At 67.9% G+C, this 15,498-nt stretch carries 9 protein-coding genes and 2 pseudogenes; 8 read left to right on the top strand and 3 right to left on the bottom strand.

Annotated elements, in window-relative coordinates:
• Positions 1–14 precede the first annotated feature (14 nt).
• Entirely contained in the window at positions 15–977 is a 963-nt protein-coding gene (gshB, locus tag ACZ9YD_RS01970; RefSeq protein ID WP_465073455.1) for a glutathione synthase, read from the bottom strand.
• Between the two features lie 184 nt (positions 978–1,161).
• Here gshB and pilG point away from each other — a divergent pair, with 184 nt between their 5' ends.
• The 8 genes and pseudogenes from pilG to ACZ9YD_RS01930 all read left to right on the top strand — a co-directional run bounded on the left by pilG (position 1,162) and on the right by ACZ9YD_RS01930 (position 13,329).
• Positions 1,162–1,566, top strand: a complete 405-nt coding sequence (pilG, locus tag ACZ9YD_RS01965; protein ID WP_232134368.1) for a twitching motility response regulator PilG — start codon at positions 1,162–1,164, stop codon at positions 1,564–1,566.
• 17 nt (positions 1,567–1,583) lie between these two features.
• Positions 1,584–1,949: a response regulator transcription factor gene (locus ACZ9YD_RS01960; RefSeq protein WP_465073454.1), complete on the top strand. Its 366-nt coding sequence runs from the start codon at positions 1,584–1,586 to the stop codon at positions 1,947–1,949.
• Positions 1,949–2,509, top strand: a complete 561-nt coding sequence (locus ACZ9YD_RS01955; RefSeq protein ID WP_465073453.1) for a chemotaxis protein CheW — start codon at positions 1,949–1,951, stop codon at positions 2,507–2,509. Before ACZ9YD_RS01960 ends, ACZ9YD_RS01955 begins: the two co-directional genes overlap by 1 nt.
• Positions 2,510–2,549: 40 nt before the next feature.
• On the top strand, positions 2,550–4,571 hold the full coding sequence (locus ACZ9YD_RS01950; RefSeq protein ID WP_465073452.1) for a methyl-accepting chemotaxis protein: 2,022 nt from the start codon (positions 2,550–2,552) through the stop codon (positions 4,569–4,571).
• A 106-nt stretch (positions 4,572–4,677) separates the two neighbouring features.
• Positions 4,678–7,272, top strand: a pseudogene (locus ACZ9YD_RS01945) (Hpt domain-containing protein); the annotation flags it as partial.
• A 450-nt stretch (positions 7,273–7,722) separates the two neighbouring features.
• Positions 7,723–11,349, top strand: a pseudogene (locus ACZ9YD_RS01940) (response regulator); the annotation flags it as partial.
• The gene (locus tag ACZ9YD_RS01935) at positions 11,342–12,865 is read left to right on the top strand and encodes a chemotaxis protein CheB (protein WP_465073451.1); all 1,524 of its coding nucleotides are present in this window, start codon (positions 11,342–11,344) and stop codon (positions 12,863–12,865) included. The pseudogene ACZ9YD_RS01940 and the gene ACZ9YD_RS01935, both read left to right, overlap by 8 nt.
• On the top strand, positions 12,862–13,329 hold the full coding sequence (locus ACZ9YD_RS01930) for a chemotaxis protein CheW (protein ID WP_465073450.1): 468 nt from the start codon (positions 12,862–12,864) through the stop codon (positions 13,327–13,329). Before ACZ9YD_RS01935 ends, ACZ9YD_RS01930 begins: the two co-directional genes overlap by 4 nt.
• A gap of 14 nt (positions 13,330–13,343) precedes the next feature.
• On the opposite strand, the gene ACZ9YD_RS01925 is transcribed toward ACZ9YD_RS01930, so the two are convergent.
• On the bottom strand, positions 13,344–14,081 hold the full coding sequence (locus ACZ9YD_RS01925) for a 16S rRNA (uracil(1498)-N(3))-methyltransferase (RefSeq protein WP_465073449.1): 738 nt from the start codon (positions 14,079–14,081) through the stop codon (positions 13,344–13,346).
• Positions 14,072–15,475 (bottom strand): adenosylmethionine--8-amino-7-oxononanoate transaminase, encoded by a 1,404-nt coding sequence (gene bioA, locus ACZ9YD_RS01920; RefSeq protein WP_465073448.1) that lies wholly within the window; start codon positions 15,473–15,475, stop codon positions 14,072–14,074. The genes ACZ9YD_RS01925 and bioA overlap by 10 nt, the downstream gene beginning before the upstream one ends.
• Positions 15,476–15,498: the final 23 nt, after the last annotated feature.

Below are 15,498 nucleotides of genomic sequence, written 5' to 3'. Positions count from 1 at the left end.
CGTCGCGAAGCGCGTCAGGGCGTGTGCGTCGCGACCGGGCCGCGCTCGATCGCATCGAACAGCAGGCCGGCGATGTTGGTGCCGTAGGCCGCGTCGATTTCGCGGATGCAGGTCGGACTGGTGACGTTGACCTCGGTCAGCCAGTCGCCGATGACATCCAGCCCGACGAAGCGCATGCCGCGCGCGGCGAGCGTCGGGCCGACCTGCGCAGCGATCCAGCGATCACGCTCGCTCAGCGGACGCGCTTCACCGCGGCCACCGACCGCGAGGTTGCCGCGGAACTCGTCGCCCTGCGGGATCCGTGCCAGACAGTAGTCGACCGGCACGCCGTCGATCAGCAGGATGCGCTTGTCGCCATCGACGATCTCCGGCAAGTAGCGCTGCGCCATCGCCAGGCGACGGCCGCCGTCGGTCAGCGTTTCCAGAATCACGTTGAGGTTGGCGTCGCCGGCGACAGCGCGGAAGATCGAACGACCGCCCATGCCGTCGAGCGGCTTGAGCACGGCGTCGCGATGTTCGGCGACGAAGGCCTTCAGCGAAGGCGCGTCGCGGCTGACAAGCGTCGGCGGACAGCACTGCGGAAACGCCAGCGCGCCCAGTTTCTCGTTCATGTCGCGCAGGCCCTGCGGATCGTTGACGATCATCGCGCCCTGCCGCTGCGCGACGCCGAGGATCTGCGTGTCGCCGACGAACTCCGGATCGACCGGCGGATCCTTGCGCATCAGCACCACGTCGCCGTCGCCGAAGCGGCGCAGCGCGGGGGTGCCGAGGGTGTAGAAGTCGCTGGCGTCTTCGCGCACGGTCAGCGGCGCGGTGCGCGCGACCGCTTCGCCGCCGGTCATCGCCAGACCACCAGGCATCACGTAATGCAGGCGATGGCCGCGACGCTGCGCTTCGAGCAGCATCGCGAACGTCGAGTCCTTGGCGATCTTGATCGACCCGATCGGGTCCATCACCACGACGACATCCAGGGACATGCGTACGACCTGCGGAATAGGGACGCACGATCTTATCAGGGGCTGTTCCCGTGCCGTGCCCGCCGTATTTCGAGGCGCTGCGCACAAAGCGCGTGAAAATCTTGACAGGACAGCGCCGGGCCGCGGTATAACTCCGTCCTGCATCGGCGCGCGAAGTCCCGCGCCGCGCACCAGGGGAGAATGCATGACCAGTGACGACAAGCCGTCCTCCGGCAGCCTCGATGGCTTGCGGGTGATGGTGATCGACGACTCGAAGACCATCCGGCGCACCGCCGAGACGCTGCTGCGTCGCGAAGGGGCCGAGGTTGTCACCGCCGTCGATGGATTCGAGGCGCTCGCCAAGATCGCCGACCAGAAGCCGCAGATCATCTTCGTGGACATCATGATGCCGCGCCTGGATGGGTATCAGACCTGCGCGCTGATCAAGAACAACCAGGTGTTCCGCAATACACCGGTGATCATGCTGTCCTCCAAGGACGGCCTGTTCGACAAGGCCCGCGGCCGCATCGTCGGCTCCGAGCAGTACGTCACCAAACCATTCACGCGCGAGGAACTCCTCGACGCGATCCGTACGCACGTCACCGCCTGATCAGGGGAGAGCAGGGCATGGCACGCATCCTGTTGATCGAGGATTCGCCCACCGATACCGCGGTGCTGACCCAGTGGCTGGAACGCCACGGGCATCAGGTCACCGCGTCGGGCAACGCCGAGGACGGCATCGTCGCGTGCAAACGCGAACGCCCCGACCTCGTGCTGATGGATGTGGTCTTGCCGGGCATGAGTGGCTTCCAGGCCACGCGTGCGCTGGCCAAGGACGCCGAAACATCCGGCATCCCGGTCATCATCATCAGCACCAAGGGCATGGAAACGGACAAGATGTGGGGCCTGCGCCAGGGTGCGAAGGGCTACATCGTCAAGCCGCCGACCGAGGACGCGCTGATCAGTCAGGTCAACGCGGTTCTGGCGGGGTGATGTCCACCGAGCACGCCGTCGAAGTGCCCACCACGGGTGCGTTCGCATTGCTGGCCGAATACGAGCGGCGCAGCCTGGCGCACAGCGTCGGCCTGCCAGACGAGCTCGACGCGCCCGGCCTGTGGCGCGGCGTGGGCTATCGCATCGGCCGGCGCATGCTGGCCTCGTCGTTCGACGAGGTCATCGAGATCCTGCCGATGCCGCCGGTCACGCCGGTGCCCGGCGCGCAACCGTGGGTGCTCGGCGTCGCCAACATCCGCGGCAGCCTGTTGCCGATCGTCGACCTCAAGCAGTTTCTCGAAGGCGAGCGCACGGTGCTTCAGGAAAGCCAGCGCCTGCTGATCGTGCGGCAGCCCGGCGGCGACGTCGCGCTGACGATCGACGAACTGTTCGGCCAACGCAGTTTCCTCGAGGAAGACGAGGTCTCGGCCGACCGCATCGCCGAAGGCCGCTACAGCCATTTCGTCGAGCGCGCGTACGCGCATGCCAATGCGACCTGGGGCGTCTTCAGCCTTGAACGTCTCGGTCGCACCCCGGAATTCAGACACGCTGCGGCCTGATGGCCGTCGTCGCACACAGCATCAGGAACGGACACCCCGCATGAGCACAGCCGTCGATACTCTCGCCATCAAACGTCGCACCTTCGGCACGAATTTCTGGGTCGTGGTGCTGATCGTGGCCGGCGCGATCCTGGTCCTCAACACCGGTTACGGCACGTGGAAAGCCTCGGCGCTCGGCGGCGCCAGCACCTCGGCCTCGAACCTGCGCGTGGACAGTCAGCGTCTGGCCAACCAGGGCAGCGACGCAGTCCGCGGCAACGCGGCGGCGTTCGCCACCTTCAAGGCCACGCGCGCGCAGATCGATGGCGACATCCAGCAACTCAACGCCAGCTATGGCGACACGCCCGGCGTGTCCGGCGCGGTTGCCAAGGTGACCGAAACCTGGACACCGCTCGGTGCCAGCGCGCAGCGGCTCGCCGACAGCGAAGCGGCGGTCACCGCGTTCGCGGGCCAGGCGCAGCGCTTCAGCCAGGGCGTGCCGCAGCTGCAGGCATTGCTCGACGAACTGGTACGCGCGATGTCGAGCAGCGGCTCGCCGTCTTCGCAGGTCTACATGGCGCTGCGCCAGGTGGTGATCGCCGGCGACATGGCGCGCCGTGTGACCGAGGTGCAGTCCGGCGGCGCCGGCGCGGCGATCGCGGGCCAGGGCCTGCGTCGCAATGCGGAAGATTTCCAGCAGGTCATGACTGGTCTGCGCGAGGGCGACCCGTCGCGCGAACTGCAGGCGCTCACGAATGGCAATGCGCTCGCCGCGCTGACCCGCGCCGACGAGGCGTGGGCGCAGATGCGCGCCGAACTCGAAGCCATCCTCGGCAGCAGTGAGCAATTGTTCCAGGCGCAGGCCGCGGCCAGCGCACTGGTGACCGGCTCGGACCAGTTGCTGACCGACAGCGAATCGCTGTTCAACGCCTTCACCGCGTTCGGCTCGATGACCGACCGCAGCATCCTCGGCAACATCTGGATCAGCATCGTTGCCGGCCTGATCGCACTGGTTGCCATCGCCGGTCTGCTGGTCTCGCTGAACCGCGCGCAGCGCGAGCGCTACGAGACGACGATGGAACTCAACAACCGTAACCAGGAGGCGATCATGCGCCTGCTGGACGAAATGGGTTCGCTCGCCGAGGGCGACCTGACGGTCAAGGCAACGGTCACCGAAGACATGACCGGCGCGATCGCCGACTCGATCAACTTCGCGATCGAGCAGCTGCGCAGCCTCGTCCAGACGATCAATGACACCTCGGTGCAGGTCGCTTCCAGTGCGCAGGAAACCCAGGCCACCGCGATGCATCTGGCCGAAGCCGCCGAGCATCAGGAACAGGAAATCAATTCCGCGTCGGACCGGATCAACGAGATCGCGGTCAGCATCGACCAGGTGTCGAAGAACTCCGCCGAATCGGCCGACGTGGCGCAGCGCTCGGTGCAGATCGCGACCAAGGGCGCGGGCGTGGTGCGCGAGACGATCGCCGGTATGGACTCGATTCGTGACCAGATTCAGGAAACCTCGAAGCGCATCAAGCGGCTGGGCGAAAGCTCGCAGGAGATCGGCTCGATCGTCGAACTGATCAACGACATCTCCGAGCAGACCAACATCCTGGCGCTCAACGCCGCCATCCAGGCGGCGTCTGCCGGTGAAGCCGGCCGCGGGTTCGCGGTCGTGGCCGACGAAGTGCAACGCCTCGCGGAACGCGCGACCAATGCGACACGCCGTATCGAAACGCTGGTGCAGACGATCCAGTCCGACACCAACGAAGCCGTGACGTCGATGGAACAGACCACGTCCGAAGTGGTCGCCGGCGCCCGTCTGGCCGAGGACGCCGGTACCGCGCTGGGCGAAATCGAAAGCGTGTCGACCAGCCTCGCCGATCTCATCCAGGGCATCTCTTCGGCGGCGCACCAGCAGTCCTCGGCCGCGACCAACATCACCACGGCCATGCATACGATCCAGTCGATTACCAAGCAAACCTCGCAGGGCGCGAACCAGACCGCGACGTCGATCGGCAACCTCGCGCAGCTCGCCGCCGACCTGCGTCGTTCGGTCGCCGACTTCAAGCTGCCGGCCTGAGCCACGGAACGGATTTCATGACCGTCTGCTTCATTCGCGCGCGTGCGCGCGGCGTCCTGTGCGGAGCCGCCGCATGAGCGGGCTGCGCGATGCCATCGACCACACCATGCTCGGCTGGATCAAGCCGGAGCTGGACGAAGTGCTGCGCCAGGCACGGATCGAACTGGAGAGCTTCGTCGAAGCGCCGGACGATCCGGGCCGCATGCGCCTGTGCGCCGGGTATCTGCACCAGGCGCAAGGCACGCTGCGCATGGTCGAGTTGTATGCACCGGCGATGGTCGTCGAGGAGATGGAGCGGCTCGCCGATGCGTTGCGCGACGACGCCACCGCCGATCGCGACATCGCCTCGGCCGCGCTGCTGCGCGGCATGCTGCTGCTGCCCGATTACCTCGAGCGCCTGCAGGGCGGTCATCGCGACATCCCGATCGTGCTGCTTCCGCTGCTCAACGAACTGCGCGCCGCACGCGGCGAAGCCGGACTGAGCGAAAGCATCCTGTTCGCGCCCGATCTGGCGCGCGCATTGCCCGATACCGCGCCGGTCGAAGATGCCGGCATCGATCCCGACGCTGCGCTGCGCCAGTTGCGTGTCGCGCTGCAGGCCTGGCCTGCGACGGGCAGCCCGGGCGATGTCGGCGCGTTGGTGTCCGGACTGTCGACATTGGCTTCGCAGGCCGGCGCCGAAACCCAGCGACGCATGTTGTGGGTCGCCTCGCGTGTGGCAGATGCATTGGCCGACGACGCGTTCGCGACGACCCTGCATCCCGCGTTGCGGCAGGTGTTCGCGGGTGTCGAGCGCGAGGTGCGGCAGTACGCGCAGTCGCCGCGTCTCGACGCCGCACTGGCCGACGGGGCCCAGGAACCCACGCGTCAGCTGCTCTATCACGTCGCTCACAGTGACGCCGCGCATCCCGCGCTTGACGCGCTGCGCGAGGCCTTCGACCTGCAGGCGCAACTGCCGAGCGAGGCCGAACTCGAACATGCCCGCGGCAGCCTGGGTGGCCGCAACCGCGCGCTGCTGGGCACCGTCGCGGCCGCGGTCAAGGAAGATCTGCTGCGGGTCAAGGACGCGCTGGATCTGCATCTGCGCACCGGCTCGACCGACATTGTCGGCCTGCAACCGCAGGTCGAGATGCTGGCCGGCGTCGCCGATACGCTCGGCATGCTGGGTCTGGGTGCGGCGCGAAGCGTGGTGCAGCAGCAGCGCGACACGATGCGCGGCATCGTCGAAGGCGCCACGCCGGCCAGCGAAGACACGCTGCTCGATGTGGCCGGCGCGCTGCTGTATGTCGACGCGACGCTCGACGACCAGGTCTCGCGCCTCGGCGCCGAGGCCACTGACGGCTCCGACGACACACTCGCCGTCGAGGCGCAGCAGTCGATGGCGGTGCTGGTCCGTGAGGCCATCGCAAATTTCTCCGACGCGCGTCAGGCACTGGTCGCGTTCGTCGAGACCAGCTGGGACCACGCAGAACTGGAGGAAGTCCCGCGCCTGCTGGCCGAAGTCGGCGGTGCGCTGGCGATGCTGGAGTTGCCGCAGGCCGCGAGCTATCTGTCTGGCGTGCGTCTGTACGCGGAGCGCGAACTGATCGCGCGCCAGCGCGTGCCCAACGGTCGCCAGCTCGACACCTTTGCCGATGCTCTGGCGAGCCTGGAGTACTACCTCGAAGCGCTGCGTGAGCAGCGCCCGAATCGCGCCGACATCCTCGACATCGCGCGCAGCGCACTGGAAGCGCTGGGCTACTGGCCGTTGCCGGCTGCGAGCATCACCGAAGACGTGTCCGTCGATACGAACCAGTTCGACGACGCAAGCGCGGCCGGGATCGATCTCGAACAGCTCGCGCGCGGCATCGATGCGTGGAAACGACCGGCTGCTGTGGTCGAGCAGACGCCTGCGCCGGTCGTCGAGGCAGTGGAAGCGCCGCTTGCGGCCGCACCCTCGACTGCGTGCAATGTCGCCGGCGGGTTCGAGGATGTCGGCGACGAGATCGACGACGAGATCCGTGAAGTGTTCCTCGAGGAGTTCGCCGGCGAGATCGAGAATCTTGACGCCCTGCTGCCACCGTGGCGCGCGCAGCCGGACAACATCGAACGCGTGCGCCCGATCCGGCGCGTCTTCCACACGCTCAAGGGGAGCGGCCGGCTGGTCGGCGCGAAGGCGCTGGGCGAGTTCAGCTGGTCGATCGAAACTCTGCTCAACCGTGTGATCGAAGGCCGTCCGGCGACGCCGGCCGTCATCGAGATGGTCGACCAGGCGTTCTATGCGCTGCCCGAGCTGCAGGCGGTGTTGCGCGGCGAAGCCACGCTTCGCGCCGACCTGGACACGATGCAGGCCAATGCGGCGCGCATCGCTGCTGGTGACGACGCTTTGCCGGTGCGGCCCGCCGCTCTGGCGGCTGCCGAGATGAGCGAAGCGACGGATGCCGAAGCACCCGTCGCTGCCGAGGCTGATGGCAGTACGGCTGCTGCAGTACAAGACGACGCGAACGCCGGCCTCGCTGAGGCCGCGAGTGTTGCTGCCGAGGCCGAAGCGATCGAGACGGTCCCCGCCTCCGTCGACGCGCTGTTGCTGGAAATCCTCGACAACGAAATACAGGGTCATCTGCAGACCGTCGGCGACTGGCTCGGCGCGATCGATTCGGGCCTGCCCGCTGACGGCGAACGCCTGCTGCGCGCGTTGCACACAATGCATGGCGCCTTCGCGATGGCCGAAGTGCCCGCGATTGGCCTGCTGCTCGGACCGGCCGAAGAGTACGCACGGCGGCTGGTCGCGGCCGGCACTGCGCCGGATGCCGATGTCGCGCCGCTGCTGGATGCGGTCTGCGTCGCCGCCCGCGAGGCTCTGCGTCAGCTGCACGAACCGGAGCCGCGCATCGCGGTGTTGACCGCATTGGCCAGTCAGGTCGGCGCGCTGCGCGACCGTCTGCCCGAAGCACCGGTCGAGCGTTTCGAATTCGATCTGCCCGACGACATTGACGCGCTGGACGACCTGTCCGATTCGACATCGATCGCACTCGACGACGACGGTGGCCACGAGCAGGCGGAACTGGACGCCGAACGTCTCGACGGCGAGCGCGTTGCGCAGGGAGCCGCCGATCACACGGAACGCGAGCGACTTGAAGTCGAGCGTGGGGAGGCCGAGCGTCGCGAGCAGGAACGACTTGACGCAGAGCGCGCCGCGCTGGCGGAAGCCGAACAAGCAGAAGTCGAGCGCCTTGAATCCGAGCGCATCGAGCATGCACGTCTGGAGCAGGAACGACTCGAAGCCGAGCGTCTTGCGCAGGAAGAAGGCGAACAAGCAGAAGCCGAGCGCCTCGAATCCGAGCGCATCGAGCATGTACGTCTTGAGCAGGAACGGCTCGAAGCCGAGCGTCTTGCGCAGGAACAGGCTGAGCGGGCGGAAGCGGCGCGTCTCGAATCCGAGCGTCTGGAGCAGGCGCGCATCGCGGCCGAGCGTCTCGCACAGGAAGAAGCCGAGCAGGCAGAAGCGGCAAGGATCGAAGCCGAGCGTCTCGAGACCGAGCGTCTGGAACAGGAACGTCTCGCGGCCGAGCGAGTCGCACAGGAAGAAGCCGAGCAGGCAGAATTCGCACGACTCGAAGCCGAACGTGTCGAGTCCGAGCGACTGGAAGAAGAGCGGCTTGCCGTTGCGCGCGCTGCGCAGGAAGAAGCCGAGCAGGCCGCGCTCGCGCACCTCGAGATCGAGCGTGCGGAAACGGAACGAGTCGAAGCCGAGCAGCGTGCGCAGGCATATCTGGCGGCCGAGCAGGTTGTGGAGACGGACGACGTCGCTGCGGCATCGGATCTGGACGCAACGGAAGATACCGAAGCGGACGACGTGCGTCAGACCGAGGCCACTCGGATCGCGATCGAGGTCTTCGAGAGGCTGCGGCGTCAGGCGCAGATCGACGCCAGCGTGCTGGGCGCGGAGCGTGCCCGCTTCGACGCGGACGAAAGTGCACGTCGTCTACAGGATGCGGAAGCGACAGCCCGGGAGGCGCTGGCTGCGTCAGAAACGGTCGAAACCGTTCCGGACGCCGTCGATGGGGACGGAATCGACGTCGCCCCGTTCGATGTCGAGACGGAGATCGAATCGGTCGACGCCGCTACCGATGCCGACACCGATGCGCCGGAACAGGTCGATGTAATCGATGTGGAAGGCCCCGCGGACGCGGCCGCCGATCCGCTTGAAAACGATGACGCGGTAGTCGATGGCGACGACACGACGACGGCCGCGCCGGACATCGAAGCCGACACACGGACGGGCGATCGTGAAGTCGACACCGCCGCAGCTGCGCCGCCGTCCGAGATCGACGCATCGCTGGCCGATACGGTCGACGACGCGGCGCATGCCGGCACAGCAGACGCCCAGGCCGACTCCCCGGTCGATCCCGACGGCGCAGCATCTCCCGACGATCTGCCGGTCAGCGAAGACGACCCCGACGCCGCGCTGGTGCTCGACGGTCTCGACCCGGAGCTGATCGACATTTTCGTCGAGGAAGGCATCGACCTGCTCGACCATTCCGACGCGTTGCTGGCGCAGTTGCGTGTCGCGCCGGACAACCGTGACGCGGTCGCCGGTCTGCAGCGCGATCTGCACACGCTCAAGGGCGGCGCGCGCATGGCCGGCCTGATGGAGATCGGCGAGCTGGGTCATGCGATGGAGACCCTGCTCGAATCTGTGGCCGAGCGTCAGCGCACGCTGCGCCGCGGCGACGTGATGCTGCTCGAACGGGGCTTCGATCGCCTGCACACGATGGTGACGCGTGCCGGCGACCGCCGTGCGATCGGGCCCTCGCAGGCCTTGGTCGATGCGTTCAACGGCAAGGGACCGGGCGATACGCCGATCGTCTCGCCCGCGCCGACCGACGTCGCGAAGACGATCGAACTGGCACCGCTGTCCGCACCGCTGCCCCTCGATGCAGGTGAAAGCGAGGACGATGACAACGCGTTGCGCGGCTCGCAGGAGCAGGTGCGCATTCGCGCCGATCTGCTCGACAAGCTGGTCACCTACGCCGGCGAGGTCGCGATCTATCGCGCACGTCTGGAACAGCAGCTGGGCGCGTTCCGTGGTGCGATGCACGAACTCGCGCAGACCAATACGCGTCTGCGCGACCAGCTGCGCCGACTCGACAGCGAGACCGAAGCGCAGATCGTCGCGCGTTACCAGCGCGAAGGCGAATCCAGCGACACCACCTTCGATCCGCTGGAACTCGACCGGTTCTCGACACTGCAGCAGCTCTCGCGTGCGCTCAGCGAGACCGCGTCCGACTTCGGCAGTCTGCAGCAGATGCTCGACGATCAGACCAGCCAGTACGAGACGCTGCTGACGCAACAGTCGCGGGTCAGTTCGGATCTGCAGGCAGGCCTGATGCGCACGCGCATGGTGCCGTTCGACGGTCTCGTGCCGCGTTTGCGTCGCGTGGTGCGCCAGGCCGCGCAGGACACCGGCAAGCAGGTGCAGCTGCGTCTGGAAGGCACGCAGGGCGAGCTGGACCGCAACGTGCTCGAACGCATGGTGTCGCCGCTGGAGCACATGCTGCGCAACGCGGTCGCGCACGGCCTGGAGGCGCCCGCCGCGCGTCGCAGTGCCGGCAAGGCCGATGAGGGCAGCGTCCACATCGCGGTTAGACGCGAGGGCTCGGAAGTGGTGCTGGAGGTCGGTGACGATGGGGCCGGCCTCGACCGCGCTGCCATCCGCCGTCGCGCCGAGGAGCGCGGGCTGTTGCAGGCGAACGCCGAGGTCGCGGATATCGATCTCGACGCACTGATCCTGCAGCCGGGCTTCTCGACCGCGACCGAAGTCAGCCGGCTCGCCGGTCGTGGTGTCGGCATGGACGTCGTCGCCAGCGAAGTGCGACAGCTCGGCGGCACCTTCGATATCCGCTCGCGCGATGGCGCAGGCACTACGTTCACGCTGCGCCTGCCGCAGACGCTGGCGGTCACCCAGGCAGCGTTCGTGCGCATCGGCGAGACCAGCTTCGCGGTGCCGATCGCGTCCGTGCGCGGTGTCGGTCGAATCGCGCGCGCCGAAGCCAAGCCAGGCGCGATCTATCGCTACGGCGGCGAGGACTATCCGCTGTACGACCTGGGTCGCCTCGTCGGCCAGCCGTCCGCGCGTGCCGAAGGCCAGCTGCAGATGCCGTTGCTGCTGATCCGCGCCGGTGAGCTGCGCGCGGCGGTGGCGGTCGACGAAATCGTCGGCAACAAGGAAATCGTGGTGAAGCCGGTGGGTCCGCAGATCACCTCGATCCCGGGCATCTTCGGCGCGACGATCATGGGCGACGGGCGCGTGGTCGTGATCCTCGACATCGCACCGCTGGTGCGTCGCCACGGCACGCAGGCCGCGCAGATCGAAGCGCCCGAGCAGGCGTCGGAGCCGGCGCTCGCGCGCCGCGCGGTGCCGCTGGTGATGGTTGTCGACGACTCGGTGACGATGCGCAAGGTCACCGGCCGCGTGCTGGAGCGCCACAGCTTCGAGGTCGTCACGGCGAAGGACGGTCTCGACGCGCTGGAACGCATGGACGAGCGTGTGCCCGATCTGATGCTGCTCGATATCGAGATGCCGCGCATGGACGGCTACGAACTGGCGACGCACATGAAGGCCGATCCGCGACTGCGCGATGTGCACATCATGATGATCACTTCGCGCACCGGCGAGAAACACCGCCAACGCGCGTTCGAGATCGGCGTCGACCGCTATCTCGGCAAGCCGTACCAGGAGCCCGAGTTGCTGCGCCATGTCTACGAACTGCTGAAGCTGGAGCGCGACGATGACTGACGCGATCCGTACCGTCGTGCTGGCACGCCCGGGCGCGGCGTGCGACCGCGTGGTCGAGGGCCTGGCCGAAGCCGGCGCCGAACTGGTCGCGACGCTGGATCCTTCGCAGCACGCGCCGGACGCGCTCAACGCGCTGGCACCGTCGGTGCTGGTGGTGGTGCTCGATCCGGTCGACGAAGACGCGCTCGAACCCTTCGAACCTGCGTTTGCTGTCCCCGGCCGCACGGTGATCTTCGAGGAAGCCGCACTGGTGCTCGAGCGCACCGGCTGGGATGCCGCGCGTTGGGTCCGCCATCTGGCGGCGAAGCTGCGCGGTGTCGGCGACGTGCTGCCCCCGTTGGCGGTCAGCGATGCGCCGATCGAATCGTCGCTGACGCTGGAGTTCGACGCGCACACCGACACCGCTTCGTTTGTCGCGCCGCAGGCGCCGGCGATGCCGGACGACGAAGCGCCGCATGGGCTCGAATCGACCTCCGAGGAGGCGACGCATCTCGTGTTCGATCCGGTTGCCGCCGAATTCGATGCACCGGCGGGCGTGCAGACGCCGGCCGTGGAGTTCAGCTTCGACTTCGAGCTGGCCGACTACGACGAAACGAGCTACACCCCGCCAGCCGCGCCGCCGGGCGAGGTCCGCGATCTCAACGAAAATCTGGCGGCGTGGTCGGAAGCGCCGGTGACAGTGGTCGAAGCGCCGGTGGCGGATGCGATCGAGGCGGGTACGGCAATCGATACGCCCGTCGAGCCGGTGCCCGAAACGACGAGCGAATCGACGTCCGAACCGCTGACCCTGCTCGATGGCGATGCATTGCCGTCGTTCCGTGCGGCCGCGCCGGCCGAAGAGGACGGGCCCGACGCGGCGACACCGGCCAAGACGCTGCAGCGTGATCTGTCTGATCTGGAATCGCGCATTTCCGGGTTGAGCCTCACCGATACCGACAGCTACGGCCATGGGCCGGTCAAGGGTGTGGTGCTGATCGAATGCGGCCTCGGCGGCCCCGACGCGGTGCGTCAGTTGCTCGGTGCATTGCCGGAAGGCTTCCCGCGTCCAGTGCTGGTGCGGCTGCAACTCGACGGCGGTCGTTATGACCGGCTCGTGCGACAGATGGAACGCGCAACGGCCATGCCGGTGCAGTTGGCCGAGGCGGGCATGAGTGTGTCGCCGGGGGAGGTCTACTTCCTGCCACCCGATCTGCTGCCGAGCGCAGCCGGCGGTGCGCTGCGTTTCGCGGAGACGGGCGATATCACCGGTCTCGCCGACGTGGTGCCGGCTGACGACAGCGCGCTGCTGTTCCTCAGCGGTGCGGATCCTGCGCTCGTCGATGTGGCGATGGGCCCGGCCTGGCAGGGCGCGCTGGTCGGCGGCCAGAGTGAAGAAGGCTGCTACGACCCGATCGCGGCGCGCGCGGTGGCGCAGCGCGGCGGACCGTCGGGCAGCCCGACCGATATTGCCGACTGGCTGATCGCGCGCTGGATGCCGAGCGCGCGACGTTTCGATTCCGGAGAACTCTCGCTGTGAGCGCACATCAAGACATCCGCGGCGTGCTGATCCGCGCCGGCGCGACGCAACTGCTGCTGCCCAATGCGACGATCTCCGAAGTGCTGTCCTACTCGCCGCCCGAAGCCGTGGCAAATGCGCCCGACTGGCTGCTCGGACGTATGCGCTGGCGCGGTTGGCGCCTGCCGCTGGTCGCGTTTCCAGTGCTCTCGCAGCAGGGCGACGAACAAGCCGAACTGGCGAGCAAGGTCGTCGTGCTGAAGACGCTTGGCGGCGATGCGCGCTTGCCGTTCTTCGCGCTGCTGACCGAAGGTTTCCCGCGACTGGTGACGATTTCCGAAGCGAATCTGCTCGACGAATCCGACGGCGACGGCGATGCCCTCCCGTTCGCGGTGCGCGCCCGCGTGCGCCTCAATGACGACATCGCGCTGATCCCCGATATCGATGTGATCGAACAGTCGGTGCGCGAGGCGCTGGCTGCCTGAGGCGCCGCCGGCGTTCAGCCGGCGAGATCGCCGAATCGCGCCTGCAGGGCCGCGATCGCGGCCATGCCGGCCGTCTCGGTGCGCAGGATGCGCGGGCCGAGGCGCAATCCATTGAAGCCGGCGTTGATCAACGCCGCACGATCGTTCGCGGACCAGCCGCCTTCCGGACCGATCGCGAGCACGATGCCGGCTGACGGTGGCGCCATCGTCGCGATGCCGGCGTCCGCATCGGGATCGAGCAGCCAGCGCGCTGCATCGGCAGGCAGGTCGGCGAGTGCGACCGCGAGCGAACGCGGCGACGCGACGGCCGGAATTCTCGAGCGCCAGCTCTGTTCGCAAGCCGACACCACCACGCTGCGCCAGTGCGCCAGACGCTTGGCCGCGCGCTCGGCGTCGAGCTTCACTTCGCTGCGGTCGCTGGAGACCGGCACGAATGCGGCGACACCGAGTTCGGTCGCCTTCTGCAGGATCCAGTCCATCTTCTCGCCGCGCGCGATGCCCTGCACCAGGGTGATCGACAGCGGCGATTCCAGATCGATCGTGCGGCTGCCGGTGATCTCCGCGACCGCGCTGCGCTTGTCCACGCGCAACAACCGCGCGTCGCGATCGACGCCGTCGCCGTTGAACAGCACGCAGGCATCGCCTTCGCGCAGGCGCAGCACGCGCACCAGATGCGCGACGACGTCATCGGGCAGTTCGATCGGCTGGTCCGTGGCGAGCGGACGATCGACGAAGGCGCGGATCACACGCATGCAGTGCCCGCCTCGATGGCTTCCGCCGTCACGTCGGCCAGTAGCTGCAGCTGCGCATCGTCGATGCAGTAGGGCGGCATCCAGTACAGGATGTCGCCGAGCGGACGCAGCAGCACGCCACGTTCCACCGCATGTCGATACGCGCGCAGACCGACGCGCAGCGCCGGATCGAAGGGTGTGGCCTTGTCGCCATCGCGGGTGAGTTCGAACGCCACGATCATGCCGGTCTGGCGGGTGTCGGCGACATGCCGGTGTGCGCCGATCTGCGCCGCGAGCGTCGCCATCTTCGCGGCCGTCGCGCGGTTGCGGGCCAGCACCTCGTCGGTGTCGAAAATCTCCAACGAGGCCAGTGCCGCAGCGCAGGCCAGCGGATTGCCGGTGTAGCTGTGCGAATGCAGAAACGCGCGCTCGCGCGAGGCATCGAGGAATCCGTCGTACAGGGCCTGCGTCGCCAGTACCGTCGACAGCGGCAGGAAGCCGCCGGTCAGGCCCTTCGACAGGCACAGCAGATCCGGCTGGACACCCGCCTGCTCGAAGGCGAACAGCGTGCCGGTGCGTCCGAAGCCGACCGCGATCTCGTCGGCGATCAGAAACACGCCGTGCACGTCGCACAGCTCGCGCACGCGCTTGAGATACACCGGGTCGTGCATGCGCATGCCGCCGGCGCACTGCACCAGCGGTTCGAGGATCAGCGCGCAGATCTCGCCGGCGTGCGCATCGAGCAGATGCGCCAGCGCATCGGCCGCGTCTTCGGCATGGCCGGCGGCGCTCTGTCCGGCGCGCGCGGTATAGGCATCGGGCGAGGGCGCGAAGACCGACTCGCACAGCAGCGGCGCGTAGACGCGTCGGTACAACGGAATGTCGCCGACCGCGAGCGCACCGAGCGTCTCGCCGTGATAGCCGTTCTGCAGCGCGACGAACTTGGTCCGGCGCGGTTCGTCGCCGCGGTTCTGGAACCACTGGAACGCCATCTTCAGCGCGACTTCGACGCCCGCCGAGCCGTTGTCGGCAAAGAACACCTTGGTCAGCGGCGGGCGGCCCGGTTCGCGCGGCGCCACGGCCAGCAGCCGTTCGGCGAGCTCGACTGCCGCGGGATGCGTGCAGCCGGCGAGGATCACCTGCTCCAGCGTGCGCGCCTGCGTGGCGATGGCCTCGGCGATGCGCGGTTCGGCATGGCCGTGCAGGTTGGTCCACCAGCTGCTGCCCGAATCGAGGATCTTCCGGCCGCCCGCCTCGATCAGCCAGGCGCCGTCGCCGCGCACGATCGGCAGCATCGGCTGGATGTCGGGATGCTCGCGCATCTGTGTGCAGGGGTGCCAGACCGCGGCGAGGTCGCGGGTCCGCCAGTCGTTGCCGTCGGCTAGAATGGCCGCATCGTGAATCTGTCCAGTCATCCCGTCATTATCGCTCCCCAGCG

The organism is Luteimonas sp. AC640a (assembly GCF_979256585.1).
This window is presented reverse-complemented; position numbering and strand designations above follow the sequence as displayed.